We start from the raw sequence: 24,207 nt of genomic DNA on the forward strand, positions 1-24,207 counted from the left end.
CAACCACCACTCCCCCCCACCCCCCCCCTCTCCCCAGCTGCCGCACAACGCGGCGCGGGGGGGGGGGGGGGCCCCCCCCCCCACCAAACTGCCGACCCTCGCCTCGGCCGACCCGGACGCCGCGTGGCGCGCGGCCGCGCTGATGCACACCGTCGTCCGGCTGGAGCCGCTCCCGCATCGCAACAGCCTGTTCGCGGCGTTCGTCGCCGCCCAGTACATGGACCAGTCGGGCGAGGGCATCGACCCGCCGTACGGCGCGCTGTCCGACCTCGTGCGCAAGATCCGCGACACGCGCCTGTCCATCGGCACGGTCGCCGATCAGCTGCGGTCCTGGAAGGTCTGAGGCCCGCACCGGGCGCTGCCGGTCCGTGCGTCGGACGGGCTTCGGTCAGTGTCCCCGGATCGCGGGGGCGGGCCGGGGGGACGGTGTGGTCACCAGCGCCACCGGGTGCGGCCCGGCCGGCAGTCCGGGGTCGCGGTCGGCCTGACGCAGCTCGGCCAGCAACTCGGTCTGCCCGGAGAGCAGTTCGGTGAGGATGCGACGGGCGGCGCGCAGCAGCTCGGCGACGTCTCCACCGGCCAGCGCGTAACTGACGGTCGAACCCTCACGGATGGACACCACGATCCCCGAGCGGCGCAGCACGGCCAACTGCTGGGAGAGGTTGGACGGTTCGATCTCTATCTCGCTCAGCAGGTCACGCACCGAGACGGGACCACTCTGCAGCAGCTCCAGGACCCGGATACGCACGGGGTGCCCGAGCATGCGGAAGAACTCGGCCTTGGCCTGGTAGAGGGGCACCTGCCTGGTCAATCGTTCGCTCCCTGCCGCCTCGGACGGGTTGCTTCTCCCGCTGGCGCGGCGGCTGTTCACGCGCCGCCACGCGCGGTGACGTACGGACCGATCCTCGCGGCTCCGCCTCCGCACACCCAGGGGATTGACCTGATCTGGATGTACCCAATTGAAGAAGTCTTCAAGTCGTGGGCGTGCGGAGGCGCGGAGAGGTCCGCCGGCTAGACCTCCAGCTCCGCCTCGATGCGCGCGAGCTTGTGGCGGGCCATGGCCAGGTTGGAGGTCGCCTTGTTGAGCACCAGGTACAGGAACAGACCGTTGCCCTCGCGGCCCTTGACCGGCCGGATCACGTGGTACTGGTTCTCCAGCGTGATCAGTACGTCCTCGATCTCGCTCTTGAGCCCGAGGTGCTCCATCGTCCGCATCTTCGCCCGGATCACGTCCGTGTTGCCCGCCGCCGCGATGTTCAGGTCCAGGTCGTTGCCGCCCCCCAGCGTGCCCAGCGCCATGCCGCTCGTGTAGTCGACGAGCGCGGCGCCCAGCGCGCCTTCGATCGACGTCATCGTCTCCTTGAGGGAGACCTCCACATTCGCCATCCCGATGTCCCCTCCTGGTCACCGCGCGGCCAGGGGATTTCCGGCCCCGTCGGTGCTCCGGACCCTACGGACCGTCCCCGGTGGCCAGCCGAGTTCTTTCGGGACTGGCGGAAGGAGCACCGAAACGACCTTCCTTGGACCCTCTGTTGATCGTTGTTGTCCCACTGGTGAGCGCCGATGGCCGAGTGCGGCGGGTGGCGGGCGGGAGGCGGCGCGGTCGGCGGGTTCCTCCCGATCTCTTGATCCAGGCATGCTCAATACGTATAGAGCATGGGATGTGAGTGTTAGATTCCACGGTATGCGGATGACCTTGGCGGAGCGGGTCCGGTCGGCGGTGGCCACGCTCCTGCACGCGACCGGTGAGTCGCAGACCGACCTCGCCACGGCGCTGGGCGTGAGCCAGGCCCAGGTGAGCCGCCGTCAGTCCGGCGCGGCCGCGTGGAGCCTGGACGACTGCGACGCCGTGGCGGCTCACTTCGGCATCGACGTGCTGGACCTGCTGTCCGGACCGACGCGGGCCTCCGAGTCGCTTCCCGAGGGCCGGCGCCGGTCCCCGGGCCGGCGTCCCGCCGTGGTCCGCCCTCTGGCGCGGGAGGAATCGGCGCGATGACGGATTTCGAGACGATCGACGCCCTGCTCGCCGCCGCCCGGCAGGAGGTTCCGCTGCCCACCGCCGAGGAGCGCAGGGCCCTTCGCGAGGGCGTGAACCTCTCGCGTGCCCAGGTGGCCAGGGCGCTCGGGGTGGGTCCGTCCACCGTCGGCGGCTGGGAGTCCGGACGGGACCCCAGCGGCGAGGTCCGCGAGAAGTACGCGTACTTCCTCGACGGAGCGCGCGGCAAACTGCGGGACCGGGCGGCGCGGGAGGAGGACACCGGCGACGTCGCGGCCGAGGACACCGAGACCGGCCCCGGCGACGCGCCGGACGACCGTGACGGCGGCGACGACGGGGGAGCGGAGACGGGGTCGGGCGACGATTCCGCCGACGACGTCGAGGCTCTCGCGCAGCCCCGGCCCTGTGTGCTCTGCGGGCAGCCGGCCCGGCACCAGGTCGCCGGATTCCCCCAGCACCTCGACCCCGCCGAGTGCGGGGCGCCCGTACCGTCGCCGCCACCGGGTTCCGTCGCCGCGGAGCGGGCGGCCGCGCCGACGCCGCGCGAGCGGCCGGCCGGCCGGAGCCTCGCCGGGCGTCCGGCGAGGCCGACCAGGGTGGTGCCGGTCGGCCGACGCGCGCAGGCCGCCGACACGCCCGATCTGATCGGCCGGGCCGTGGCGGCCGAACTCGCCGCCTCGACGGGCGATGTGGAGGCGGCCACCGCCGCGCTGGTGAGGCGGGCCATCCCGGACGCGATGGCACTGCTGGACGAGACGCGCAAGGGCGGCCGCTACGACGTGGTGGCCCATCCCTGGATCCCCGACGTCCTGCGCAAGCAGAGCGCCCGCGGCGCCGACCACATCTGGGAGGGTCGGCCCAAGTGGACCCGGGCCGAACTGCCGCCCGGTACGCACGAGGTCACGGCGCTCGACGTCAACGGCGCCTATCTGTCCGCCCTCAAGACCCATCTCCCGATCGGACAACTGGAGCACTCGACGTCACCGGAGCACGACCGGCGCCGTGCCGGCGTGCACCTCGTCACGCCTCCGGCGTGGGACCACGACGCGGTCCTGCCCAACCCCCTGGGCAACCGCGACGAGCCGGGCCCGCTGTGGATCACCGAACCCACGTTGCGGCTGCTGCTCCGTCTTTCGGGACCCACGTACGGCCTGTGTGATCCGCCCGAGATCCACGAGTCGTTCACCTCTGGCGCGACCGAGGGTCTGCTGGAGAAGTTCCGCGTCGCGCTCAAGGACGCCCGGGACCGGGCGATCGCCGAGGGCGACGAGGTGACCTTGGAGTACGTGAAGGCGATGTACTCCAAGTTCGTCTCCACGATGGGGGAGTCGAACTACAACCGGGAGCTCTACCGGCCCGACTGGATGCACCTCATCCGCTCGCAGGCCTTCGCGAACCTCTGGATGAAGGCGTACCGGGCCTACGACGAGGGCCTCACGGTGGTCCGCGCGATGGGCACCGACGAACTCCACGTGACCGGCGACTGGCGCGCGGTGTTCCCCGAGGGTCGCGGCGTCGCGGAGGTGAAGGTCAAGGACATCTACGCGATCGGCGGGGACGGGGACCTGCCCGGGCTGCCGGGCCAGGAGGCCTGAGGTCCCGGTCCCCGCAGGCCGTCCACGTCGCGCCGGTCACCCGCTGTCCGCCCTCGTGGGCGCCACCTTCCGCCGGGGGCCCGCGAGGATCAGGCTCTCGACCCCCTCGTACACCTGGCGTTCCCGGTCCGCGGCGCGGCGGCCGGAGAGCAAGCTGCCCAGCCAGCCGAAGGCGAAGCCCAGCGGGATGGACACCAGGCCGGTCGTGGTGAAGGGGAACCAGTTGAAGTCGGCCGTGGGAAAGGCCGCTGTGGGGGAGCCGGACACCAGACTCGTGCCCGGCATCAGGACCAGGACGGCGAGCGTGCCGCCGATGAGCGTGCTCAGCAGGCCGGCGCGGGTGAAGCGGCGCCAGAAGAGGCTGTAGACGAGGGCGGGGGCGATCGCCGAGGCGCCCACGCAGAACGACATGGTGGCGAGCGGCTGCAGACTCCGGTGCTGTACGAGGACCGCGAGCGCGATCACCGGGGCGCCGACGACCAGCGCGGAGCCGCGGGCGAACGCCGTCTCGCGCTGCGGGGACAGCGCGGTCTTCCGGCCGGCGAAGACGTCGTGGGCCAGTGAGTTGGCGCAGGCGAGCGTCATCCCGGCGACCGACGCGAGCAGGGTGAGGAAGATCGCCGTCGTGACCGTGGTGAACACCAGGGTCTCGGCCCGGGACACCACGGGGCCGAACGCGGCGCGGGAGCCGAGCAGATACGCCGTGTGCCCCCGCGGGTCGGCGGCGGCGATGTGCGACCGGCCGATCAGAGCCGTCGCGCCGATGCCGATGACACTGGCGACCATCACGAACAGGGCGACGGACGACACCGCCCAGGACATCGAACGGCGCACCTGCCGGGCGCTGTTCGCGGTGAACATCCGCATCGTCACGTGCGGCAGGCAGGCACCGCCCATGACGATGGCGAACTGCGTACTGATCATGTCGAGCCGGGGGTGCGGGCCACCGGCGAACTGGAGCCCGCCGTGCAGGAACGCGTGCGGCGCGCCGCTGCGCTTCGCCGCCGCGTTGAACAACTCTCCAGGATTCCAGTGGAACTGACCGAGCATCAGCACGGCTACGACGATCCCGGAGCCGAGGAGCACCACCATCTTCAGGAGCTGTATCAGCGCCGTGCCGCGCATCCCGCCGATCGCCGCGTAGGTGATCATCAGGGTGCCGACGCCCACGATGCAGCCGGTCTTCATGGAGCTGTCGGAGAAGCCGAGGATGAAGGCCAGCAACTGTCCCGTGCTGGCGAGCTGGACGAGCATCATCGGGACGAGGGCGGCGATCGTGACAGCGCACGCCGTGATGCGCACGGCCCGCCCGGGCATGCGCCGCGCCAGGACGTCGCCCATCGTGAACTTGCCCGTGTTCCGCAGGGGTTCGGCCAGCAGGAACATCAGCACCAGCAGGGACAGCAGCGTGCTGAGGGCGAGGACGACACCGTCGTACCCGCACAGCGCGATCACTCCGCCCACGGTCAGTACGGTCGCGGCCGAGATGTAGTCGCCGGCGATGGCCAGACCGTTGCGCAGCGGGGACAGCGAGCGGTACCCGGTGTAGAACTCGGCGAGGTCGTCGCTGTCGGGGCCGGTGAGTACGCACAGCAGCAGGGTCACCGTGACGGCGATGCTGAAGGCGACGAGGGACCAGGACTGGGTGGCGCCCGTGAAGGGGCTCACCGCTCCCGCTCCTGCTCGCCGCCGGCCCAGGGGACACTGCGGTTCACACGGCGTGCGAGCGGGTCGACGTAGCGGCGGGCGGTGCCCTCGTAGAGCAGCACGGCGAGCCAGGTGGCGGGTATCTGGGAGAGGGCGATCAGCAGGCCCACGGAGAGACCGCCGACGGCCGGCCGGTCCATGAGGTCGGGGGCGCCCGCGGACAGCCCGAGGAAGAGGGAGAAGTACCCGAGCACCGCGAACGTGGTCACCCGCCGCTGCCTGCGGTAGGCGCGCCGCAGGATGCGCAGATCGCGATGGTGTCCCGTCCAGGCACGGGGTAACGCCGCGTCGCGCAGGGGCTGTTCGCCGGTGTCCGGGACGAGCCGGACGGGGATGGTGGCGTCGTCGTCGTGCTGTCCGTGGAGCTGTCGCGCGGGACGGGCGGCGGAACTGTCGTACGACATGCCGGTCTCCTCGTGGGGATGCGGGCCCGGCGTACATGGACCGCGGGACGGGGTGGGGCGCGGCTCGGGTCCTCGCACGCTATTCGGCCCGTCGGCCAGTGCGAAGGGCTTTCCTTCAAGTACCTGGTCGGACTACGTCCATGTCGCTGACCTCGGATGTTGTCGATGAAACCGCTGTGGTCCGAGGGCTGTGAGTGAGCGATGTGGCGTCCCGGCGGATGCCGTCCGCGGCGGCGGAGAGGGGGCCGGGGGAGGGCCGCGCGGGAGCGGGCGGGGACGCGGGCGCGCGATCACGGGGACTCGCTCAGTTCGTGCAGCGGTGTGCCGTGCGCCCACCGGGTGAGACAGGAACCGTCGATGAGACGGACACCACCCTGCCGGCGTGCCCACTGGACGTCGCGGCGGCTGAAGGCGCCGCGGTGCACCACGAGACGGACCGGGGCGCTGCCGCTGTCCCGGCGCCCGGGACGGGTTGACAGGGGCGGGTCCTCGTCCGGCAGCGGCTCGGCCACCGGCCGGAACGCCACCTCGAGGCGCTGCCCGAGACCGTCCCGCGCGCGGACATGGGGGCGGTCCTGGACTTTTGGCGCCGGGAGCACCCGCCAGCCGTCGCGCCGCAGCATCCGCGACACGGCCAGGGCCAGTCCCTGGGTGTCCAGCTCCGCGAGTTCCTCGGCGGTGTAGAAGCCGAGCCGCCGCCGGGCGTGCGGCCGGTGCCTGCGGACCAGGGCCGGGCCGAGAACGACGAGGAGGGCCAGGGCGCCGAGCGGCACGGCGACGCCGACCACGCGGTAACCCACGGCCAGTGCGGCCGCCACCGCGCAGAGGACGACGACGACTCCCGCGAGCGCGGGCAGCACCTCGCGCAGCCCGGGACCGTACCGCCCCTCCGCCCGCAGCCGCCGGACCGTCGACCGTCGCCGCGCCCGACCCGACAGGCTTTTCCCGGGTGTTCTCCCCCTCGTTGTCACTCGGGCCAGCTCCCCCCAACCCTCGCGCGCCTCGGCGTCTGGCTAGGGCTACCCACCGGAGGGGGTCCGACCGTGCGGAGGGCGAGATCCGGCCACCAATCAGGCCGAACTCTTTCCTGCCGGGGCGCTCAGGGGGCAGGGCCCGTCGCCTGAGGCATGCGGTGGTTCGTGAGGTCTCGGCCTGTCGGAGGGGGCGTGTGCGACCGTCGGAGCGGCGGCGCCGTCGGCCGCCGAGGTCCCGGGCCGGAGACGCCCGACGGAGGCGGCGGTCGTACCACCGCCTCCGTCGGCACTCGTCCGTGGGTGACCCCAGGTCGCCGGACCGCTCAGACGGTGCCGGAGTCGGAGATGACGATCTTCTTCTTCGTGTCCCCGGAACGGCTGCCGAGCGCCTCGATCGCCCTGACGACGTCCATGCCCTCGACGACCTCGCCGAAGACGACGTGCTTGTTGTCCAGCCAGTCGGTGACGATCGTGGTGATGAAGAACTGCGAGCCGTTGGTGTTCGGACCCGCGTTGGCCATCGACAGCTGACCCGGCTTGGTGTGCTTCAGCGTGAAGTTCTCGTCGGCGAACTTCTCGCCGTAGATGCTCTTGCCGCCCGTGCCGTTCTGCCGGGTGAAGTCACCGCCCTGGAGCATGAAGTCCGGGATGACCCGGTGGAAGGGCGAGCCCTTGTAGCCGTAGCCGTGCGCGCCGGTGGCCAGCTCACGGAAGTTCTGGGCCGTCTTCGGGACGACGTCGTCGAAGAGTTTGAACTCGATACGGCCCATCGGCTCGCCGTCGGCCGTGACCTCGAAAAAGACGTTCTCGCTCATTGCTCTGCTCCTCTGAATTCAAATGGTCGTCCCCGAGCATAGAGAGCCCAGGGCGGCGGGGGCGTGACCGGGGGTGATCATTCGGTCCGTGGCCCGTCCTCGCCCCGTGTCTCGCGGCGGGCCCACCGGGCGCCGGACGGCGCCGGGAATTCTCGCGCGGGAGGGCCCGGCGCAGTGTTCAGCCCCTGACGTGAAACGCGTCAGGGGCTGAACACTCGCGACCCTGCAGCAGGTGCGGGACCGGCCGGCGGGTCTATTCGACCTTCGCCCAGTCGAGTGTGCGCTCCACCGCCTTCTTCCAGCCGGCGTACCCTTCCTGGCGCTGGTCCTCCGACCACTGGGGCTCCCAGCGCTTGGACTCCTGCCAGTGGGTGCGCAGCTCGTCCGTGTCGGACCAGAACCCGGTGGCCAGGCCCGCCGCGTACGCGGCGCCGAGCGCGGTGGTCTCGGCGACCACGGGCCGGCTGACCGGTACGCCGAGCACGTCGGCCTGGATCTGCATGCACAGGTCGTTGGCGGTCACGCCGCCGTCGACCTTCAGCACGTCGAGGTGCACCCCGGAGTCCTGCTCCATGGCCTCGACGACGTCGCGGCTCTGGTAGCAGATGGCTTCCAGGGTCGCCCGGGCCAGGTGGCCGCTGTCGTTGTAGCGGGCGAGGCCCACGATCGCTCCCCGGGCGTCGGAGCGCCAGTAGGGGGCGAACAGGCCCGAGAACGCCGGGACGAAGTACATCCCGCCGTTGTCCTCCACGGTGCGGGCGAGCGTCTCGCTCTCGGCCGCGTCGCTGATGATCTTCATCTGGTCGCGCAGCCACTGCACCGCCGAGCCGGTGACCGCGATCGACCCCTCCAGGGCGTAGACCGCGGGGCTGTCACCGAACTGGTAGGCCACGGTGGTCAGCAGGCCGTGCTCCGAACGGACCAGCTCCGTCCCGGTGTTGAGGACCAGGAAGTTGCCCGTGCCGTAGGTGTTCTTGGCCTCGCCGGGGGCGTAGCAGACCTGTCCGACGGTGGCCGCCTGCTGGTCGCCGAGCACCCCGGCGATGGGGATGGAGGCCCGCAGCGGCCGGGAGGTCCGCGTCGTGCCGTACGCCTCGGCGGAGGAGGACGGGTTGATGCTGGGCAGCATGGCCCGCGGGATCCCGAAGAATCCCAGCAACTCGTCGTCCCAGTCGAGGGTTTCCAGGTCCATCAGCATGGTGCGGCTGGCGTTGGTCACGTCGGTGGCGTGGATGCCGCCGTCGGGGCCGCCCGTCAGGTTCCACAGGACCCAGGCGTCGGTGTTGCCGAAGATGGCGTTGCCCTGCTCCGCCGCCTCGCGGACGCCGTCGACGTTCTCCAGGATCCACTGGATCTTGCCCCCGGAGAAGTACGTCGCCGGAGGCAGGCCCGCCTTGCGCCGGATGACGTCGCCCTTGCCGGAACGGTCGAGGGCGGCGGCTATGGAGTCGGTGCGGGTGTCCTGCCAGACGATGGCGTTGTAGTAGGGACGTCCGTTGCGCGGGTCCCACACGACGGTGGTCTCGCGCTGGTTGGTGATGCCGATCGCCGCCAGGTCCTCCGCGGACAGGCCGCCGTGGCGCAGGGCGTTCTGGATCACCGAGTTGGTGCGTTCCCAGATCTCCACCGGGTCGTGCTCGACCCAACCCGAGCGCGGGAGGATCTGTGCGTGTTCCAGCTGATGCTTCGCCACCTCGTTGCCGGCGTGGTCGAAGATCATGAATCGGGTGCTGGTGGTGCCTTGGTCCACCGCGCCCACGAAGTCAGCCATGGAGTGCCGCCTCAGTTCTGGGTGTCAGGGCTTGGGCTGCTCGGAGACCGGGATACGTCCCGCGGGCTCGGGCTCCGCCGACGGCAGGAACCTGCCGATGAAGAGCTTGTACATGCCTGCGCCGACCAGTCCACCGATCAGGGGGCCGATGATCGGCACCCAGAAGTAGATGTTCCCGTACTGATCTCGCCAGGCTCCTCCGTATCCCGTGATGAAGCTCGCGAGACGGGGGCCGAAGTCACGTGCCGGGTTGATCGCGTAGCCCGCGAGGGTGCCCCATGCCATGCCGATGCCCACCACGAGCAGACCGGTGATGAAGGGGCCCAGGTTCGCCCCGGGAGGCGTGTTGAGCAGGTCCGTGATGGCCAGGATCACCAGCAGCAGAATGGCGGTGCCGATGATCTGGTCGCGGAACGCGCCCCACTCGTGGACCGGCAGGTTCGGGTTGCCGTTGGCCGGCAGGGTGGAGAACACGCCCTGGGTCTTGATGGTGTGTCCGGGGTCCGCCTTGGCCAGCGCGTCCGTGTAGTTCCAGCGCACGATGAGGGCCGCCACGAAGGCGCCGATCGTCTGCGCCACCATGTAGGGCGCCACCTTCTTCCAGGGGAACCCCTTGAAGGTGGCCAGCGCCAGAGTCACCGCGGGGTTCAGGTGCGCGCCACTGATACGTGCCGCGACGTAGACACCCATGGTGACGCCGATACCCCAGGCCCAGGCGATGCTGTCGTGGTCGCCCAGACCGCCCGGTGGCGTGGTGAGTGCGCCGCCGGCGACCACTTGGGCCACCACGCCACACCCGAAGAGGATGAGAATCATCGTGCCGAGGAACTCGGCGGACATCTCGCCGATGATCCCCAGCCTTTTAAACCGCTCAGCCATGGAAGCCCGCTTCCCGCCGGTTCAGGACCGGCCGACTACTGCCACCAGAGCCCTCCCTGACATCAGCATAGGATGATCAAGAGCTAACCGCATCAAAAGGGAAATATCGCGTTCTGATGCTCCGTGTGATGGGCGAAGTGCGCCCAGGTCGGGGCGTCGAGCGGCCTCGCCGGCCGGTGTCGGCTGCGCGGTGGAAGGGGAGGGTCAGGCGGGCACCGTGACGATGCCGAGCGGCTCGCTGGTCGGCTGCTCCGATCCCCCCGCGGGCTCGGCCGTGATCCCCACGGCGGCGACATCCTCCAGCGAGCCGCGGAGCACCTGCGCGTGGCCGCCGCCCGAACCGGGGAGCAGGCCCGCCGGGCGCAGGCCGCCGGTCTTCGCCGCGTACCAGAGTTCGTAGACCCGGTCCTTCCCGAGGTGCGGAAGGCCCGCGGCGACCACCGCCGCGCGGCCCTGCGTCCGGGAGGCCACCACGCTGATGTCGCCGCCGTCGTCCAGCTTCTGCGTCGTGATCGTGGCGTCCCGCGCGGTGATGATGTCGGTGACGGCTGCCGCTCTCGCCCGCTCGCGCGACACCTCCGTCCGTGCCTCGTCGGCCTGCTGGTGCTGCCACACGGCGACGCCGCCGAGCGCGGCGGCGAGGGCGAGGCACGCGGCGAGCGCCACCCGCAGGACCCGGCTGCGACGGCGGTTCGGAGCGGGGGCCGCGATGTGCTCCTGCCGGGTTCGGGTGATCTGGTCGAGGACGCGCCCGCGCAGCTCGGGGGAGGGGTCCGCCTCGTGGTCCGAGGCGAGTTCGAGGGTGACGGCCGACAGTTCCGCCACTTCCTCCCGGCAGGCCGCGCAGTCGGCCAGGTGGTTGTCGAACGCCGCCTCCTCGGCCGGCGGCAGGGCGTGCAGGACGTACGCGCCGACGAGCTGGTGCTGGTCCTCGGCGGTCATGACCTGGCCTCCAGACACTTGCGGAGCTGGCGCAGCCCGGAACGCATCCGGGACTTCACGGTGCCGGCCGGGGTGGCCAGACAGGCGGCCACCTCCAGGTACGTCATGCCCTGGTAGTAGGCGAGCACCAGCGGTACGCGCTGATGCCGTTCCAGGGCGGCGAGGCAGCGCCGGACGTGCCGGCGGTCCTCGTGGCGCTCGACCGTCTCGGCGACCTCGTCGAAGGGGCGGTCCTCGGCCAGCAGGGCGCTGCGCTGCTCCCGGGCCGTGCTGGCCTGGGCGTGCCGGACCCGGTCCACGGCCCGCCGGTGGGCCAGGGCTAGCACCCAGGCGCGGGCGCCGCCGAGTTCGGGGCGGTAGCGGTCCGCCGTCCGCCAGATCTCCACCATCACGTCCTGCGTCACCTCCTCCGCCTGTGCCTCGTCCCGCAGGACGCGACAGATCAGGCCCATGACCGGCCGGGCGAGCGTGTCGTAGACATCGGCGAAGGCGTCGTGGTCGCCCGTCGCGGCCCGCTTGAGCCGGGAGTCGAGCCATGCCTCGGCCGAGGATCGCCGCGGCGAACCGTGTCCGTGCTGGCCGCTCTTGGACATCGCTCCCAGAATCCGTCCGTAGCTTCCTTCTCGAGCTTCCTTCTCGTCGGTTCGACTCTCCGGCCCGGTGACCGTTTCCGCAGCCTGAGGGACTCCTGGGCCGGCGCGCCTCCACCCTGTATTCGTAGCCACCCCGCCCCGCGTATGACCGTCGCGCCGTCCGGCACGGGCGGGGGCCGGAGGTCACTCCGGGGTGGCGGCCCCGATGCCTCCCGGAAACTCGTACGGGTCTATCCTCATACATACCTTTTACGGCTCCGAATACCTTCTGTCCCGCACATCGTGAGCCTCGGGTCGCACCGGTACGCAAGGTGTGAACTCCCGTGACGTCGGCTCCCGTTGTGCACGCCGTTGACGCTTGAGAGGGAGGTGAGTCCGATGACCGCACGCATCAGCACCCGGCGCCTGCTGGCCGGTGCCGCCGCGACAGGCCTGCTGGCCGGTGGTGCCGCGCTGGGCATGTCCGGTGTCGCCGCCGCAGCTCCGACACCGACATCCGCGCCTTCGGTGGTGACCGGTGACCACCACGGCCATCACGACCGCTGCGAGTGGAAGAAGGGCCACTGGGAGAAGAAGTGGGTTCCGGGTCACTGGGTCAAGAAGTGGGTCAACCACGACACCTGGCACCAGGGCTACCGTGACAGCCACGGCGGTTGGCACCAGGGCCATCACAGTCACGACTGGAAGAACCAGTGGGTCTACGTCCCCGGTCACTGGGACCACCAGTGGGTCAAGGGTCACTGGGACTGCGACCACCGCTGAGCACTCCTGACCGCAGGTGAGGACCGGGGCGACTCCGCTCCGGTCCCCTCCTGTGCGGGGTGGGCGGGCCGACGGGCGGGCCGGGCGGACGGGCGGGCCGCAAACCCGGTGGAGCCTTCCGGACCTCGCTCGTTAGGCTGCGCGGATGACCACACGTACCTTCCGGATCACCGTCCGCGGCGTCTTCGACGGACTCGGCACCGATCAACGCGCCGAACTCCTCGCCGAGGCGGCGGAGCACGACGTTCTGCAGGCGGCCTTCACCGCCGAGGGACACCTCAGCTACGACCTGGCCGCCCGCCCCGCCTTCACCTTCCGGTTCCTGGACGAGGGGGAGGCCGAGGAGGACATCCTGGACGCGGTCGAACGGGCCGAGGCCGCCGCGACGGCCTGGCTCGCCGGCCGCGGCTACGGCTTCAAGCGCCTCAGGGCCCAGGGCGAGGACCTCTCCCAGGCTCCCCTCGGCAAGCGGCAACGGCGGGCGATCGCCCAGAACACGACCCCCTGATCCCGTACGCCTCCTCGACGTTTGCGCATGTGGCTATGCTTGAGCAGTCAAGGAGGTGTCAATGAGTAGCGGACTCGACGCGGCCCTGCGCCTGATGCGGGCGCAGGCCGCCCTGGTGAAGCGGTTCGACGCGCGTCTGAGTGGGCTGCACGGGGTGAGCCTGGCCGACTTCACGCTCCTGCTGCGCCTGTCCCAGGCGCCGGGCGATCGGATGCGCCGGGTGGATCTGGCCGAGGCGCTGGGGCTGACCGCCTCCGGTGTCACCCGGGGGCTGGTGCCCCTGGAGCGCATCGGGCTCGTGCGACGTGACGCCGACGCGCGTGACGCCCGGGTCGCCTACGCGGCGCTGACCGAGACCGGCCGGGAACGGCTGGCGGAGATGCGCTCCACCGCCGATCACGTCGCCCGCGACGTGTTCGCCGAGCCCGCCTGGACCGAGGACGAGACAGGGCGGCTCGCCGACCTGCTCACCCGGCTCGGCGGCACCGGACTGACCCCGGGAGGGTCGGCCCGCCTCTGAGCCCGCGAGGCGCACCGGAGCCCTCCTCCAGCCCCGCGCCTTGCCGGTCCCGCGACCTCGGCGCACCCTGGTCACATGGGAGCTCGCGACGGGCCGACGCTCATCACATCCGTCCAGCGGGCCTTCCGCCTGATGGAGGCGGTGAGCGCGCACGAGAACGGCGCGCCCGCGAAGCAGCTGGCGCGCGAGACAGGCCTGCCGCTGGCCACCGCGTATCACCTGCTGCGGACCCTGGTCCACGACGGATACGTCCGCAAACTCGACGACGGCGGGTTCATCCTCGGCGACAAGGTGCGCACGCTGCACACCCGGGGCCGCGGGCAGGAACTGCTCGGCCGGGTCCGCCCCACGCTCGCCGCGCTGCGCGACGAACTGGCGAGCGCCGCCTACCTCACCTTCTACGAGGACGGCGAGATCCGGGTCGCGGAGATCGTCGACGGTCCCCGGGCGCCCCGGGTCGACCTCTGGGTCGGCTTCGAGGACGCGGGACACGCCACCGCCCTCGGCAAGTCCGTCCTGCGGGAGATGGACGAGGAGACCCGCAACGACTACCTCGCCCGGCACACCCTCGCCGACCTCACACCCAGGACCATCACCAGCCGGCCGGAACTGCTGCGCCGGCTCGCCTCGTCGCCCGTGGCCCCCGCGGTCACGGACCTGGAGGAGTACGCCCTCGGTACCGTCTGCGTCGCCGTGCCGGTCTACAGCGGGGACACGCTCGGCTCGCTCGGTGTCTCACTGCCCGCCGACCGGCTGCCCCGGATCCGGGAGGTGCTGACGCGGCTCGTGCCGACGGCGAACCGGGTGACGCGGGGGCTGTCGCTCACTATCTGAAATCCCGCTCCTTGCGGTACTTACCTCGAACGTATTTCCTAGATGAAACGGACATTTCAGGAAGAATCTAGGTGAGGACTGCGCCCGGATATGAGTCAGGCCCGAGAGTACGTCGGCGAACACGGACGGAAACGTGCGGGGAGGGATGCGGGGAGGAACCGCATCCTCGGAAACGGAGCGGCGGCGGGCGGTAAGCGCGCCGCCGCCCGCGTCGCCCTCGGCACCCCGGTGCTTCCGCTGCTCGTCGTCGTCGCCATCGTGCTCGTCGACCTGACCGCCGGAACGGGCGTGATCTGGCTGTCGCTGCTGGCCGCGGGCCCCGCGATGGCCGCCGCCACGAGCCGGCCGCGCGGTGTCCTCTGTGTCGGTCTCCTCGCCGGAATCCTCGCCGCGCTGCTCGGCATCCGCGGCGGTGTCGACGGCGCCGAGCAGGCGGCCGTCCTCTCCGCCCTGGCCGCCGTCACCCTCGCGAGCGCCCTGACCAGTGCGCTCCGGTGGCGCCGTGAGCGGGTGCTCGCGGCGGTCCGTTCGGTCGCCGAAGCCGCGCAGCACGCCGTCCTCGCACCCATCCCGTCGAGCGTCGGGCCGTTCCAGGTGGCGGTCCGCTACAGCGCCGCCGCGGCCGAGGCCCGGATCGGAGGGGACCTCTACGCCCTCGTCCCCACGCCCTACGGCGTCCGGATGATCATCGGCGACGTCCGGGGCAAGGGACTTCCCGCCGTGGGCACCGCCGCGCTCGTGCTCGGCATCTTCCGCGAGGCCGCCTACGACGAACCCGACCTGCTCGCCGTGGTCGGCCGGATAGAGCGGAGCCTGGCACGCAACCTCGGATACGACGACTTCGTCACCGCGGTGGTCGCCGGATACCCGGAGCCGGGCCGGCTGGAGGTCGTCAACTGCGGACACGCGCCGCCGTTGCACGTCCGTGCCTCCGGACACGTGTCGTCGGTCGAGCCCGCCCACCCGGCGCCGCCGCTCGGACTGCGAGGGCTGACGTGCGAGACGCCCAGCCTGCAGGTGCTCCCGCTGGCCGACGGGGACCAGCTCCTCCTCTACACCGACGGGGTCACCGAAGCCCGTGACCACGGCCGGGCGTTCTATCCCCTCGCCGAGGGCCTGGCCCGGCACGTCTCCGACGAGCCGGCGGCCACTCTCGACGCCCTCGACGCCGAACTGCAGGCACACGTCGGGGGACGGCTGCACGACGACGCGGCCCTGCTGCTGCTCCGCAAGCCGACGGTTCAGGACTCCGTGGAACCGGCACCCGCCGTCCTCACGGGTGCCGGCGCCCTGACGACCGTCGCCCGGAGCGGCCCCGCGGCCCCGGGTTCCGGACTGGGCTGTGGCATGGGCGTGGAGTAACCGCGACTGGCTGGATCTCATCGTGCGCCGGTCGGGGCCCTCTAGGGTGCCTGGCCGTGACGGTCTCTCTGGGTGAATCGACGTTGTGGCGCGACCGGCGGTTCGTCCTGCTCGCCTCCGCTCGGGTCGTCTCCGTGCTCGGCAACGGTTTCGCGCGGGTGGCGCTGGCGTTCGCGGTGCTCGCCCTGCCGGGAGCGAGCGCGGGCCGGCTGTCGCTGGTCCTGGCCTGCCAGGCCGTGCCCCAACTGGCGTTCATCCTCATGGGCGGAGTGATCGCGGACCGGATGTCGCGCTCGCGGTTGATGGCCCTCGCGGACGTCCTCGGCGCGGGCGCCTACGCCGGACTCGCGGCGATGGTGCTCACCGGGCACGCACCCCTGGCGGCCATGTGCCTGCTGGCGGTGGCCGCCGGAACCGCGTCGGCGCTGTTCGCGCCGGCGATGGACGGCATGCTGCCGCTCGTCGTGCCACGAGACCGGCTGCAACGGGCCAACGGACTGCTGCGGATGGCCACCAACAGCTCCCTCCTGCTGGGCCTCGCGCTGGCGGGCGTGACGGTCGCGCTGGTCGGCCCGGGGTGGGCGCTCGCGCTCAACGCCGCGTCGTTCGTCGTCAGCGCGCTGCTGACCGCCCGGCTGCGGGTGACCACGAGACCGCGCGGCCGGACGTCGGGATGGGCCGATCTGCGCGAGGGCTGGCGGGAGTTCGCCTCCCGGCAGTGGCTGTGGGCCGTGGTGGCGCAGTACGCGGTGGTCGTCGCGGCACTCAACGCCAACGTCGGCGTCCTCGGCCCACTGACGGCCGAGCGGCACTTCGGCGGAGCGAGGGCCTGGTCGGTGATCGTGGCGGCGCAGGCCGTCGGCACCGTCGCCGGCGCGGGACTCGCCGCCCGGGTCCGCGTGCGCCGACCCCTTCTGGTGGCCGTCCTGTGCACTTTCCCGGCCGCCGTGCCGATCGCCCTGCTCAGCGTGGCGGCCCCGGTCTGGCTGATCGCCGGGGCCATGTTCGGCACGGGTGTCACCTCGGACGTCTTCGGAGTGCTCTGGGCCACCACCATCCAGCGGGAGATCCCGGAGCAGGTGCTCTCCCGCGTCAGTTCCTACGACTGGTTCGGCTCGCTGGCTCTCGCACCGCTCGGACTGCTCGTCGCCGGGCCCGTCGCCACCGCCGTGGGGACGGACAAGGCCCTGGCGGGGTGCGCCGCCCTGATCGTCCTGGCCACGGCGGCCACCCTGTTGTCACCCCAGGTACGCAGCCTGCGCGCCACCGTCGACAAGCCCCCGGCACCGGTGCCCGCGCCCAGGGCCGTGGAGTGCGAGACGGGCGAGGAGGCGGCCGGCTGACCCGTGGGCGCCTGCCGCTTCCGCGGGCCCGCGTGGCCAGACACGAGTGGGTCGTGGGAGAGGCCCGCGAGGACTTCGGCCCTTTCCTCGCGGGCCGGGGCTCACGCCGCGGCGCGCACTCCGTCGTTCCCGGTCCGGAAGGCGGGGAGCTCACCGAGGCGGTGGACGTAGTCGCGCAGGCGCGGGTGGGAGCACAGGACTTCGGCCGGGCCGAGTTGGGAGAGAGCCACCCACGCGTCCACATCCGCCGCTGTCAGGCTGTCCCCCAACACGAACGCGGCGCCGGTGAGTTGGCAGTCCAGGAGATCCAGGGCCGCCGTGCGGTCCGTGGGGCGCGCGGACGGGGTGACGTCCCGGTCGAGAAGGTCCCGAAGGGCCTCGATGTCGGCCGCCAGGGACGGCGGGAGCAGGGTGGGCGCGTCGCCCCCCGCGTGCTCGGACGGCAGGCCGGTGAGGTCGCGGAGGATGTCGGAGGTGTCGTTGCTGACGATGCGTCCGGTCCAGCGGTCGCAGAGCGCGGGTGCCGTGAACGGTCCGTCGTAGTGGTGTTCGGTGGCCTCGTAGGCGCGGCGCAGCGAGGCGAAGGCGTCGGGCGTTCCGGCGGGGTGGGTGAGCAGGGTCGTGGCGACCGAGTTCGTCAGGCCCAGCAGGCCGAGTGTGATCGAGATACGCAGCGAGCGCGGACAACTCGCCGCGAGATACACCTCGTAGCGGTGCGGCGCCGGGTAGAAGCCGCCGGCCAGACCGACTCCGATGCGGCTGTGGGCGGTGCGGGGGAGGGGCGGGACGGAGGTCCTGGAGCGGGTGGCCGAAGGGGACGGACTCGGGCCACCGGCGCGGGTGAACAGACCTTCTCCGTCATCGGTGTGGGTGGTCGAACTCTGGCCGCAGGGACGGGATCCGGCTGTGCTGGAACCGCGCGAAGCTGTCTCGGGCATGACTCTCCCTAGGGGGAACGAGGAAGCCATCGCCGCCTTGTGGGCATGGGCGATGAGCGGCTGAATGCGAAGCGACCGCGCCGAACGCGCGGGCCAGGACCGAAACGGGCCGGCAGCGGATCAGTAGGCGCTGGAGACGCGCAACAGATCGATGTGCAGGCGCCTCGTCAAGTCGTTCCTCGGCATTCTCACCGGTCCCACCTCCGGGGCTCGCGGGACGCGAGACCACGCTTGCCCCACCGCACCGGCGGGACCCGGTCGTCACCCGGGGCACCCCGTCGCGGTGGAAGGGTTGCCTGTCAGCGAGCCGGGGCCGATGACCACAGGAGCGGGCGAACCCGCGCCGTGGGCGCTGACAATCGTGACCGTCCATGCCAGTCTCGATGCGCCCCGCGGCGCCGTCAAGAAGGCGGACGACGCGGTCTCACCTGGTGGGCACGCGCATTGACATTCTTTTCGGGCCGGGCCTAACGTGCGGCCCACAACGAGATGCCCCAGGGCCGGAGAAGTGATGGTGACAGCGATGTACGCAGCTGACGGGACGGCCGCTTGGCGGCGCCTCGGCCGCGACGTGCTGTGCGCGGACCGCTCCGTCGACCTGCTGCGCGTCAACAGCGCACTGTGTACGGGCATGTGTCGCACCCTCCGCCAAGGCTGACGGCTCTTCCTCCGAGTCTCTGACGACCACCGCTGTCGCGGTGTCCCCCTCTCCGTCCAGCCCCCGTTCCCGTGCGCCCGTGTCTCGTCGTGTGCTGAGCCCTCACGGCTCCACATCACGCTGCCGCTCGCCGTGGTCCGGGGTGTCCGAATCCGCTGGAGCTCTCCATGAGTGAATCTCCGGGCATAGCTGTGTCCTCCGGATCAGCGCCGCCCGCCGAGGTGATCCCCCGTTCCGACGTCCCCGCCGCGCCGAAGCCCCTGACGGCGCAGCGCGTCCTTCCGCTCCGGCGTCCCGGCCGCTGGATCATCACGGCCGTCGTGCTCGTGCTGGTCGCCCAGATCGCCCACGGCCTGGTGACCAACCCCTTCTACCAGTGGGACCGGTTCCAGTACTGGTTCCTGCGCCCGACGATCCTCGACGGTCTGCTCATCACGCTCGAAGTCGCGGCGTACAGCGCGGTGTTGGGCCTTCTCGGCGGCATCCTGCTGGCGCTGGCCCGGCTCTCGCCGAGCCCGGTGCTCCGCGCCGTGAGCTGGGTCTACACCTGGCTGTTCCGCTCGGTGCCGCTCATCGTCGTCCTGCTCTTCCTCTACAACTTCAGCGCCCTGTACAGGACGCTGAGTGTCGGAGTGCCGTTCGGGCCGGCCTTCTTCTCCTTTGACGAGTCCCGTCTCGCCACCGACATGGCCGTCGCCGTCATCGGCCTCAGCCTCAACGAAGCGGCCTACGCCTCCGAAGTGGTGCGCGGCGGCCTCCTCTCGGTCGACCAGGGCCAGCACGAGGCGGCCTCCGCGCTGGGCCTGCCGAAGCGGTACCAGTTCGCGAGGATCGTCTTCCCGCAGGCGCTGCGCTCCATCACCCCCAACTACGTGAACCAGCTGATCGGCCTGATCAAGGGCACCTCCCTGGTCTTCTACGTCTCCCTGCTGGACCTCTTCGGCTCCGTGCAGAGCATGGGCAGCACCTATCCCGGCGACATCGTGCCGCTGCTCCTGGTCGCCACCGCCTGGTACCTGATCCTGACCAGCGTCGTGTCCGTCATCCAGTTCTACGTCGAGCGGCACTACTCGCGGGGCGCGCTGCGCACCCTGCCGCCGACCCCGCTGCAGAAGGTACGGAACGGTCTGCGCGACGCGCAGGCCCGACTCCGCAGGGAGACGGCGACATGAGCGGCGAAGCGCGTCGGACGACGGTGAAGACGAGGACGGCTCCCGAGGACGCCGTGCCGGACGCGGCCTCGGCGACCGAGGTGATCGGAGCGCTGGAGATCCAGCCCGCCGCGGTCGAGGTGCACGACGTGCACAAGTGGTACGGCGCCCACCAGGTGCTGGACGGAGTCGAGTTGACCGTGCGACCCGGTGAGGTCACGGTCATCCTCGGACCCTCGGGGTCGGGTAAATCGACCCTCCTGCGGGTCATCAACCATCTGGAGAAGCCGGAAGTCGGCCATGTCAGCCTGAACGGCGAGCTCATCGGGGTCCGCAGGCACGGCGAGCGCCTCAAGGAACTGAGCGAGCGCGTCATCCTCGGCCAGCGCAGCCGCATCGGGTTCGTCTTCCAGAACTTCAACCTCTTCCCGCACCTGACCGTGCTGGACAACGTGGCCGCGGCACCCGTGGCGACCGGCAAACTGTCCAAGCCCGAGGCCCAGCAACTGGCCCGCGATCTGCTCACCCGCGTGGGCCTGGCGGACAAGTCCGGTGCCTACCCGAGGCAGTTGTCGGGCGGACAGCAGCAGCGGGTGGCCATCGCCCGCGCCCTCGCCCTGCGGCCCGGGGTCATCCTCTTCGACGAACCGACGTCCGCGCTCGACCCCGAACTCGTCGGCGAGGTACTCGCCGTCATCAAGGATCTGGCCAGAAGCGGCACCACCCTCGTCATCGTCACCCACGAGATCGGCTTCGCCCGCGAGATCGCCGACCGGGTCGTCTTCATGGACGGCGGCCGCATCGTCGAACAGGGCCCGCCCGCGCAGGTGTTGGACAACCCGCGGCAGGAGCGCACCAAGGACTTCCTGAGCAAGGTCCTCTGACCGACCCCCGACGCCGAGCAACAGCCGGCCACCTGCCGGGGCGGGCCTCCGCACGGCCCGCCGGCACGCACGACCACGCCCACCCGATGTCGCGGCCCGCCGGGACCGCGCCCCCCACACCCTCACCGCACACACCCGACAAGGACAGTCATGCGCACCCTCCCCTTGAACAGCAGAATTCTTCGCGGCGTCACCGCCACAGCGGCCGTCGCCTCCCTCGCCGCCGGGCTCGCCGCGTGCGGGGGTGACAGTGACGCGGCAACCCGGACGCAGGACGCCTCGGCCGGATCCGTCACCGTCGGCGCGCTCTCCAACGGCGCCGCCAAGGAGACGAAGCTGAAGGTGTCCGAGGTCAAGTCGATCAGCGCGGAGCTGCCCAAGTCCGTCGCGAAGAGCGGCACGTTGAGGATCGGCGTCGGCGCGCTGCCCGCCGGCTTCGCGCCGCTCGCCTACGTGGGTGGGGACCAGAAGACGCTCACCGGCGCCGAACCCGACCTCGGCCGGCTGGTCGCCGCGGTCCTCGGACTCAAGCCGGAGGTGAAGAACTCGACCTGGGAGAACCTCTTCGTCGGCATCGACAGCGGCAAGGTCGACGTCGCCTTCTCCAACGTCACCGACACCGAGGAGCGCAAGAAGAAGTACGAGTTCGCCTCCTACCGGCAGGACAACCTCGGCTTCGAGGTGCAGAAGAAGAGCACCTGGAACTTCGACGGCGACTACCGGAACCTGGCGGGCAAGACCGTCGCGGTGAGCGCCGGCACCAACCAGGAGAAGATCCTCCTCGAGTGGAAGGCGAAGCTCGCCAAGGAGGGCAAGAAGCTCAACGTCAAGTACTACCAGGACAACAACGCCACCGCCCTGGCCCTGTCCAGCGGAAAGATCGACGTGTCCTTCGGCCCCAACCCCGGCATCGCCTACCACGTCACCCAGACCGCCAAGACGCCCAACCCGACGCGCAACGCGGGCACGTTCTCCGGAGCGGGGGAGACCCTCCAGGGGCTGATCGCGGCCACCGCGAAGAAGGACAGCGGGCTCGCCAAGCCGCTCGCGGACGCCATCAACCACCTCGTCAAGAACGGTCAGTACGCCAAGTGGCTGGCCGCCTGGAACCTCTCCAACGAGGCCGTCGACACCTCCCAGGTCAACCCGCCCGGCCTGCCGCTCAGCAACTCCTGAACCACCGCCCACCTCAGGGGACTCCGCCGTCACGCGGCGGGGTCCCGGGGCGCGTCCGGCCGCTTTCCCGATACGGAGACCCGCACCGCCATGTCCACCAGCGTCCACCCCGCCCCCTCCCCGAGCCCGACCGCCCCGCACATCCTCGACAACGCGGCCTGGGCCGCGCTGACCGGTCCGCACGCCCACCTCGCCGAACGCGTGGGCCGCGCCGCCCGCTATCCCACCGACGTGTCCCCGTTCGCCGCCCTCGCCGACCCCGCCGACCCCCGCTCCTGGGACGATCTCGCCGAACTTCTCGGACCCGGCGCGGTCACCCCGGTCACCGCGGTCCAGACCGTGCCCGACGACTGGACGACCGAACAGAGCGGCTACGGAGTGCAGTTGGTCGCCACCGAACTGGACACCGCGCCCGCTCCCGAAGCGGTCCGGCTGGGACCCGCCGACGTGCCCGAGATCCTCGACCTGATCGCCCTCACCCGGCCCGGCCCCTTCCTGCCCCGCACCGTCGAACTCGGCACCTACCTGGGCATCCGGAAGGACGGACGCCTGATCGCCCTGGCCGGCGAACGCCTGCGCCCACCGGGCTGGACCGAGATCAGCGCGGTGTGCACCCATCCCGAGCACCGCGGACAGGGCCTGGCGACCCGCCTGGTCCGCGCGGTCGCGGCCGGCATCAGGGATCGCGGAGACATCCCCTTCCTGCACGCCGCCGCCGACAACACGAACGCGATCCGGCTCTACGAGTCGATCGGGTTCACCCTGCGCCGCCGCACGAGGTTCGTACTCGTCCGCACGCCCGGCACCCCGCAGGAGACCCGGAACGGGCAGGAAGAATCCGGGCAGCCGGAAGAAAAGGCATAGCCGTGCGGTTGTGCTTGTCCAGGACCACGTGGCGTCCCGCCGGGGACCCGCGAGGGCCGGGCGGACCAGGGACCCCGGAGCACCGGGGCGAGAAGGCGGAGGTGAGGCCCGTGCGTCGCCTCTCCCACGACCGCGCGCCGAGTCCGCTCACACCCCGCCGCCTGCACCTGTACGGCCGGCCGCACATCGATCTGCTGCGGGTCGCCGGCGCGCTCTGTCGCCCCTGACCCGTTCCCACGCAGCCGCGTCCCGCTCGCCGGGACGGGCTCCCTCGTACGGTCGATCAGGAAGGCACACACGTGTCCTCATCACCCACACCCCTGCACCTCGCCGTCGCGCTGGACGGCGCGGGCTGGCATCCGGCCGCATGGCGCGAACCGGTCGCCCGCCCCCGCGAACTGCTCACCGCCGCCTACTGGGCCGACTTGGTCACCGAGGCCGAGCGCGGCCTCCTCGACTTCGTGACCATCGAGGACGGCCTCGGCCTCCAGTCCTCCTCGCCCACCGAACCGGACGGCCGCACCGACCAGGTCCGTGGCCGCCTCGACGCCGTCCTCATCGCATCGCGGATCGCGCCCCTGACCCACCACATAGGTGTGGTGCCGACCGTGATCGCCACACACACGGAGCCGTTCCACATCTCCAAGGCGATCGCCACCCTCGACTACGTGAGCACCGGCCGCGCCGGTCTCCGCGTCCAGGTCAGCGCCCGCCAGAACGAGGCCGCGCACTTCGGACGCCGCACGATTCCCGCGTTCCGCTTCGAGGAGTACGACACCCCCGCCGTGCAGGAGGTGGTGACCGACCTCTTCGACGAGGCCGCCGACCATGTGGAGGCCGTCCGCAGGCTCTGGGACAGCTGGGAGGACGACGCCGAGATCCGGGACGTCGCGACCGGCCGCTTCGTCGACCGCGACAAGCTGCACTACATCGACTTCGAGGGCCGGCACTTCAGTGTCAAGGGCCCCTCGATCACACCCCGCCCGCCCCAGGGCCAGCCGGTCGTCACCGCCCTGGCCCACGCGACGATCCCGTACCGGCTGGTCGCGAGGTCCGCGGACGTCGGCTACGTCACCCCGCACGACGCCGGCCAGGCCCGCGCCATCGTCCAGGAGATCCGCGCCGAACAGGCCGCGGCCGGCCGCGCCGACGACAGCGTGCACGTCTTCGGCGATCTGGTGGTCTTCCTGGACGACGAACCGGGCGCCGCCGAGGCCCGCCGGGAACGGCTGGACGTGTCGGCGGGCGAGCCGTACACCAGCGACGCCCGGATCTTCGCGGGCACACCCGCCCAGCTCGCCGACCTCCTCCAGGAGCTGGCCGCCGCGGGCCTCTCCGGCTTCCGGCTGCGTCCCGCCGTCGCGGGACACGACCTTCCCGCGATCACCCGCGGCCTCGTGCCCGAACTCCAGCGCCGGGGCGTCTTCCGGACCTCCTACGAGGCCGACACCCTGCGCGGACTGCTCGGGCTCGCCCGCCCCGCGAACCGCTTCGCCGCTACTACCGCCTGAGCCGGAAGGACCCCCCGACC

The 24,207-nt window shown here is 71.4% G+C and carries 27 protein-coding genes, 1 pseudogene and 1 riboswitch; of the genes and pseudogenes, 16 read left to right on the forward strand and 12 right to left on the reverse strand.

Annotated elements, in window-relative coordinates; translation table 11 throughout:
- Window positions 1-82 precede the first annotated feature (82 nt).
- Window positions 83-343: pseudogene (locus AB0C62_RS06665) on the forward strand (toxin Doc); the annotation flags it as partial.
- Window positions 344-388: 45 nt separating this feature from the next.
- On the opposite strand, the gene AB0C62_RS06670 reads toward AB0C62_RS06665, so the two are convergent.
- Both AB0C62_RS06670 and AB0C62_RS06675 read right to left on the reverse strand, forming a co-directional pair.
- Window positions 389-811, reverse strand: a complete 423-nt coding sequence (locus AB0C62_RS06670) for a metalloregulator ArsR/SmtB family transcription factor (RefSeq protein WP_362970208.1) — start codon at window positions 809-811, stop codon at window positions 389-391.
- A gap of 200 nt (window positions 812-1,011) precedes the next feature.
- Window positions 1,012-1,386 (reverse strand): hypothetical protein, encoded by a 375-nt coding sequence (locus tag AB0C62_RS06675; protein ID WP_266610444.1) that lies wholly within the window; start codon window positions 1,384-1,386, stop codon window positions 1,012-1,014.
- A gap of 298 nt (window positions 1,387-1,684) precedes the next feature.
- On the opposite strand from AB0C62_RS06675, the gene AB0C62_RS06680 reads away from it, so the two are divergent.
- On the forward strand, window positions 1,685-1,996 hold the full coding sequence (locus tag AB0C62_RS06680) for a helix-turn-helix transcriptional regulator (RefSeq protein WP_362970210.1): 312 nt from the start codon (window positions 1,685-1,687) through the stop codon (window positions 1,994-1,996).
- Window positions 1,993-3,591, forward strand: a complete 1,599-nt coding sequence (locus AB0C62_RS06685; protein WP_362970212.1) for a helix-turn-helix transcriptional regulator — start codon at window positions 1,993-1,995, stop codon at window positions 3,589-3,591. Before AB0C62_RS06680 ends, AB0C62_RS06685 begins: the two co-directional genes overlap by 4 nt.
- 36 nt (window positions 3,592-3,627) lie before the next feature.
- Here AB0C62_RS06685 and AB0C62_RS06690 read toward each other — a convergent pair whose 3' ends face one another.
- The 8 genes from AB0C62_RS06690 to sigK all read right to left on the reverse strand — a co-directional run bounded on the left by AB0C62_RS06690 (window position 3,628) and on the right by sigK (window position 11,676).
- The gene (locus AB0C62_RS06690) at window positions 3,628-5,259 is read right to left on the reverse strand and encodes a cation acetate symporter (protein ID WP_362970214.1); all 1,632 of its coding nucleotides are present in this window, start codon (window positions 5,257-5,259) and stop codon (window positions 3,628-3,630) included.
- Window positions 5,256-5,702, reverse strand: a complete 447-nt coding sequence (locus tag AB0C62_RS06695; protein WP_362970216.1) for a DUF485 domain-containing protein — start codon at window positions 5,700-5,702, stop codon at window positions 5,256-5,258. Before AB0C62_RS06695 ends, AB0C62_RS06690 begins: the two co-directional genes overlap by 4 nt.
- Window positions 5,703-5,992: 290 nt before the next feature.
- A complete protein-coding gene (locus AB0C62_RS06700; RefSeq protein ID WP_362970218.1) occupies window positions 5,993-6,673 on the reverse strand; it encodes a hypothetical protein in 681 nt (226 codons plus the stop codon).
- 326 nt (window positions 6,674-6,999) lie between these two features.
- On the reverse strand, window positions 7,000-7,491 hold the full coding sequence (locus AB0C62_RS06705; RefSeq protein ID WP_362970220.1) for a peptidylprolyl isomerase: 492 nt from the start codon (window positions 7,489-7,491) through the stop codon (window positions 7,000-7,002).
- 253 nt (window positions 7,492-7,744) lie between these two features.
- Window positions 7,745-9,262: a glycerol kinase GlpK gene (gene glpK, locus AB0C62_RS06710; RefSeq protein WP_164370102.1), complete on the reverse strand. Its 1,518-nt coding sequence runs from the start codon at window positions 9,260-9,262 to the stop codon at window positions 7,745-7,747.
- 24 nt (window positions 9,263-9,286) lie between these two features.
- A complete protein-coding gene (locus AB0C62_RS06715) occupies window positions 9,287-10,141 on the reverse strand; it encodes an MIP/aquaporin family protein (RefSeq protein WP_267051802.1) in 855 nt (284 codons plus the stop codon).
- A 204-nt stretch (window positions 10,142-10,345) separates the two neighbouring features.
- Complete coding sequence (locus tag AB0C62_RS06720) at window positions 10,346-11,083, reverse strand: anti-sigma factor (RefSeq protein ID WP_362970222.1); 738 nt, start codon at window positions 11,081-11,083, stop codon at window positions 10,346-10,348.
- A complete protein-coding gene (gene sigK / locus AB0C62_RS06725) occupies window positions 11,080-11,676 on the reverse strand; it encodes an ECF RNA polymerase sigma factor SigK (RefSeq protein ID WP_362970224.1) in 597 nt (198 codons plus the stop codon). The genes AB0C62_RS06720 and sigK overlap by 4 nt, the downstream gene beginning before the upstream one ends.
- A 378-nt stretch (window positions 11,677-12,054) precedes the next feature.
- Here sigK and AB0C62_RS06730 point away from each other — a divergent pair, with 378 nt between their 5' ends.
- From AB0C62_RS06730 to AB0C62_RS06755, 6 genes are all read left to right on the forward strand, one after another.
- A complete protein-coding gene (locus AB0C62_RS06730) occupies window positions 12,055-12,438 on the forward strand; it encodes a hypothetical protein (protein ID WP_362970226.1) in 384 nt (127 codons plus the stop codon).
- A gap of 145 nt (window positions 12,439-12,583) precedes the next feature.
- Window positions 12,584-12,946, forward strand: coding sequence for a DUF6204 family protein (locus AB0C62_RS06735; protein WP_362970228.1), 363 nt, complete (start codon window positions 12,584-12,586; stop codon window positions 12,944-12,946).
- A 61-nt stretch (window positions 12,947-13,007) separates the two neighbouring features.
- On the forward strand, window positions 13,008-13,466 hold the full coding sequence (locus AB0C62_RS06740) for a MarR family transcriptional regulator (RefSeq protein ID WP_362970230.1): 459 nt from the start codon (window positions 13,008-13,010) through the stop codon (window positions 13,464-13,466).
- Between the two features lie 75 nt (window positions 13,467-13,541).
- Window positions 13,542-14,300 carry an IclR family transcriptional regulator gene (locus tag AB0C62_RS06745; RefSeq protein WP_164370096.1) on the forward strand — a complete coding sequence of 253 codons (759 nt, stop codon included), beginning with the start codon at window positions 13,542-13,544 and terminating at the stop codon, window positions 14,298-14,300.
- Between the two features lie 237 nt (window positions 14,301-14,537).
- On the forward strand, window positions 14,538-15,662 hold the full coding sequence (locus AB0C62_RS06750) for a PP2C family protein-serine/threonine phosphatase (protein WP_362970656.1): 1,125 nt from the start codon (window positions 14,538-14,540) through the stop codon (window positions 15,660-15,662).
- A 56-nt stretch (window positions 15,663-15,718) separates the two neighbouring features.
- Window positions 15,719-17,005: an MFS transporter gene (locus AB0C62_RS06755; protein ID WP_362970232.1), complete on the forward strand. Its 1,287-nt coding sequence runs from the start codon at window positions 15,719-15,721 to the stop codon at window positions 17,003-17,005.
- A gap of 101 nt (window positions 17,006-17,106) precedes the next feature.
- On the opposite strand, the gene AB0C62_RS06760 is transcribed toward AB0C62_RS06755, so the two are convergent.
- Window positions 17,107-17,943, reverse strand: coding sequence for a cell envelope biogenesis protein OmpA (locus AB0C62_RS06760; protein ID WP_362970234.1), 837 nt, complete (start codon window positions 17,941-17,943; stop codon window positions 17,107-17,109).
- 120 nt (window positions 17,944-18,063) lie between these two features.
- Window positions 18,064-18,129 carry a putative leader peptide gene (locus AB0C62_RS06765; RefSeq protein ID WP_323178258.1) on the reverse strand — a complete coding sequence of 22 codons (66 nt, stop codon included), beginning with the start codon at window positions 18,127-18,129 and terminating at the stop codon, window positions 18,064-18,066.
- A 36-nt stretch (window positions 18,130-18,165) separates the two neighbouring features.
- Window positions 18,166-18,310: riboswitch (SAM riboswitch) on the reverse strand.
- A gap of 156 nt (window positions 18,311-18,466) precedes the next feature.
- On the opposite strand from AB0C62_RS06765, the gene AB0C62_RS06770 reads away from it, so the two are divergent.
- The 7 genes from AB0C62_RS06770 (at window position 18,467) to AB0C62_RS06800 (ending at window position 24,187) form a co-directional block, all read left to right on the forward strand.
- Complete coding sequence (locus AB0C62_RS06770; RefSeq protein ID WP_266610415.1) at window positions 18,467-18,601, forward strand: hypothetical protein; 135 nt, start codon at window positions 18,467-18,469, stop codon at window positions 18,599-18,601.
- 167 nt (window positions 18,602-18,768) lie between these two features.
- A complete protein-coding gene (locus AB0C62_RS06775) occupies window positions 18,769-19,773 on the forward strand; it encodes an amino acid ABC transporter permease (RefSeq protein WP_362970236.1) in 1,005 nt (334 codons plus the stop codon).
- 98 nt (window positions 19,774-19,871) lie between these two features.
- Window positions 19,872-20,636, forward strand: a complete 765-nt coding sequence (locus AB0C62_RS06780) for an amino acid ABC transporter ATP-binding protein (RefSeq protein WP_362970658.1) — start codon at window positions 19,872-19,874, stop codon at window positions 20,634-20,636.
- Between the two features lie 150 nt (window positions 20,637-20,786).
- On the forward strand, window positions 20,787-21,812 hold the full coding sequence (locus AB0C62_RS06785) for an ABC transporter substrate-binding protein (protein WP_362970238.1): 1,026 nt from the start codon (window positions 20,787-20,789) through the stop codon (window positions 21,810-21,812).
- Between the two features lie 90 nt (window positions 21,813-21,902).
- Window positions 21,903-22,676 (forward strand): GNAT family N-acetyltransferase, encoded by a 774-nt coding sequence (locus AB0C62_RS06790; RefSeq protein ID WP_362970240.1) that lies wholly within the window; start codon window positions 21,903-21,905, stop codon window positions 22,674-22,676.
- A 110-nt stretch (window positions 22,677-22,786) separates the two neighbouring features.
- Entirely contained in the window at window positions 22,787-22,903 is a 117-nt protein-coding gene (locus AB0C62_RS06795; RefSeq protein ID WP_362970242.1) for a putative leader peptide, read from the forward strand.
- Between the two features lie 72 nt (window positions 22,904-22,975).
- Window positions 22,976-24,187 (forward strand): LLM class flavin-dependent oxidoreductase, encoded by a 1,212-nt coding sequence (locus AB0C62_RS06800; RefSeq protein WP_362970244.1) that lies wholly within the window; start codon window positions 22,976-22,978, stop codon window positions 24,185-24,187.
- Window positions 24,188-24,207 lie beyond the last annotated feature (20 nt).

This window comes from Streptomyces sp. NPDC048643 (assembly GCF_040650615.1).
GTDB lineage: Bacteria > Actinomycetota > Actinomycetes > Streptomycetales > Streptomycetaceae > Streptomyces.

What these genes read in the sequence shown, in the direction of transcription:
- AB0C62_RS06675 (WP_266610444.1), bottom strand. Translation starts at nt 1,386, where the DNA reads ATGGCGAATGTGGAGGTCTCCCTCAAGGAGACGATGACGTCGATCGAA.
- AB0C62_RS06680 (WP_362970210.1), top strand. Translation starts at nt 1,685, where the DNA reads ATGCGGATGACCTTGGCGGAGCGGGTCCGGTCGGCGGTGGCCACGCTC.
- AB0C62_RS06685 (WP_362970212.1), top strand. Translation starts at nt 1,993, where the DNA reads ATGACGGATTTCGAGACGATCGACGCCCTGCTCGCCGCCGCCCGGCAG.
- AB0C62_RS06695 (WP_362970216.1), bottom strand. Translation starts at nt 5,702, where the DNA reads ATGTCGTACGACAGTTCCGCCGCCCGTCCCGCGCGACAGCTCCACGGA.
- AB0C62_RS06705 (WP_362970220.1), bottom strand. Translation starts at nt 7,491, where the DNA reads ATGAGCGAGAACGTCTTTTTCGAGGTCACGGCCGACGGCGAGCCGATG.
- glpK (WP_164370102.1), bottom strand. Translation starts at nt 9,262, where the DNA reads ATGGCTGACTTCGTGGGCGCGGTGGACCAAGGCACCACCAGCACCCGA.
- AB0C62_RS06715 (WP_267051802.1), bottom strand. Translation starts at nt 10,141, where the DNA reads ATGGCTGAGCGGTTTAAAAGGCTGGGGATCATCGGCGAGATGTCCGCC.
- AB0C62_RS06720 (WP_362970222.1), bottom strand. Translation starts at nt 11,083, where the DNA reads ATGACCGCCGAGGACCAGCACCAGCTCGTCGGCGCGTACGTCCTGCAC.
- sigK (WP_362970224.1), bottom strand. Translation starts at nt 11,676, where the DNA reads ATGTCCAAGAGCGGCCAGCACGGACACGGTTCGCCGCGGCGATCCTCG.
- AB0C62_RS06730 (WP_362970226.1), top strand. Translation starts at nt 12,055, where the DNA reads ATGACCGCACGCATCAGCACCCGGCGCCTGCTGGCCGGTGCCGCCGCG.
- AB0C62_RS06735 (WP_362970228.1), top strand. Translation starts at nt 12,584, where the DNA reads ATGACCACACGTACCTTCCGGATCACCGTCCGCGGCGTCTTCGACGGA.
- AB0C62_RS06740 (WP_362970230.1), top strand. Translation starts at nt 13,008, where the DNA reads ATGAGTAGCGGACTCGACGCGGCCCTGCGCCTGATGCGGGCGCAGGCC.
- AB0C62_RS06745 (WP_164370096.1), top strand. Translation starts at nt 13,542, where the DNA reads ATGGGAGCTCGCGACGGGCCGACGCTCATCACATCCGTCCAGCGGGCC.
- AB0C62_RS06760 (WP_362970234.1), bottom strand. Translation starts at nt 17,943, where the DNA reads ATGCCCGAGACAGCTTCGCGCGGTTCCAGCACAGCCGGATCCCGTCCC.
- AB0C62_RS06770 (WP_266610415.1), top strand. Translation starts at nt 18,467, where the DNA reads ATGTACGCAGCTGACGGGACGGCCGCTTGGCGGCGCCTCGGCCGCGAC.
- AB0C62_RS06775 (WP_362970236.1), top strand. Translation starts at nt 18,769, where the DNA reads ATGAGTGAATCTCCGGGCATAGCTGTGTCCTCCGGATCAGCGCCGCCC.
- AB0C62_RS06785 (WP_362970238.1), top strand. Translation starts at nt 20,787, where the DNA reads ATGCGCACCCTCCCCTTGAACAGCAGAATTCTTCGCGGCGTCACCGCC.
- AB0C62_RS06790 (WP_362970240.1), top strand. Translation starts at nt 21,903, where the DNA reads ATGTCCACCAGCGTCCACCCCGCCCCCTCCCCGAGCCCGACCGCCCCG.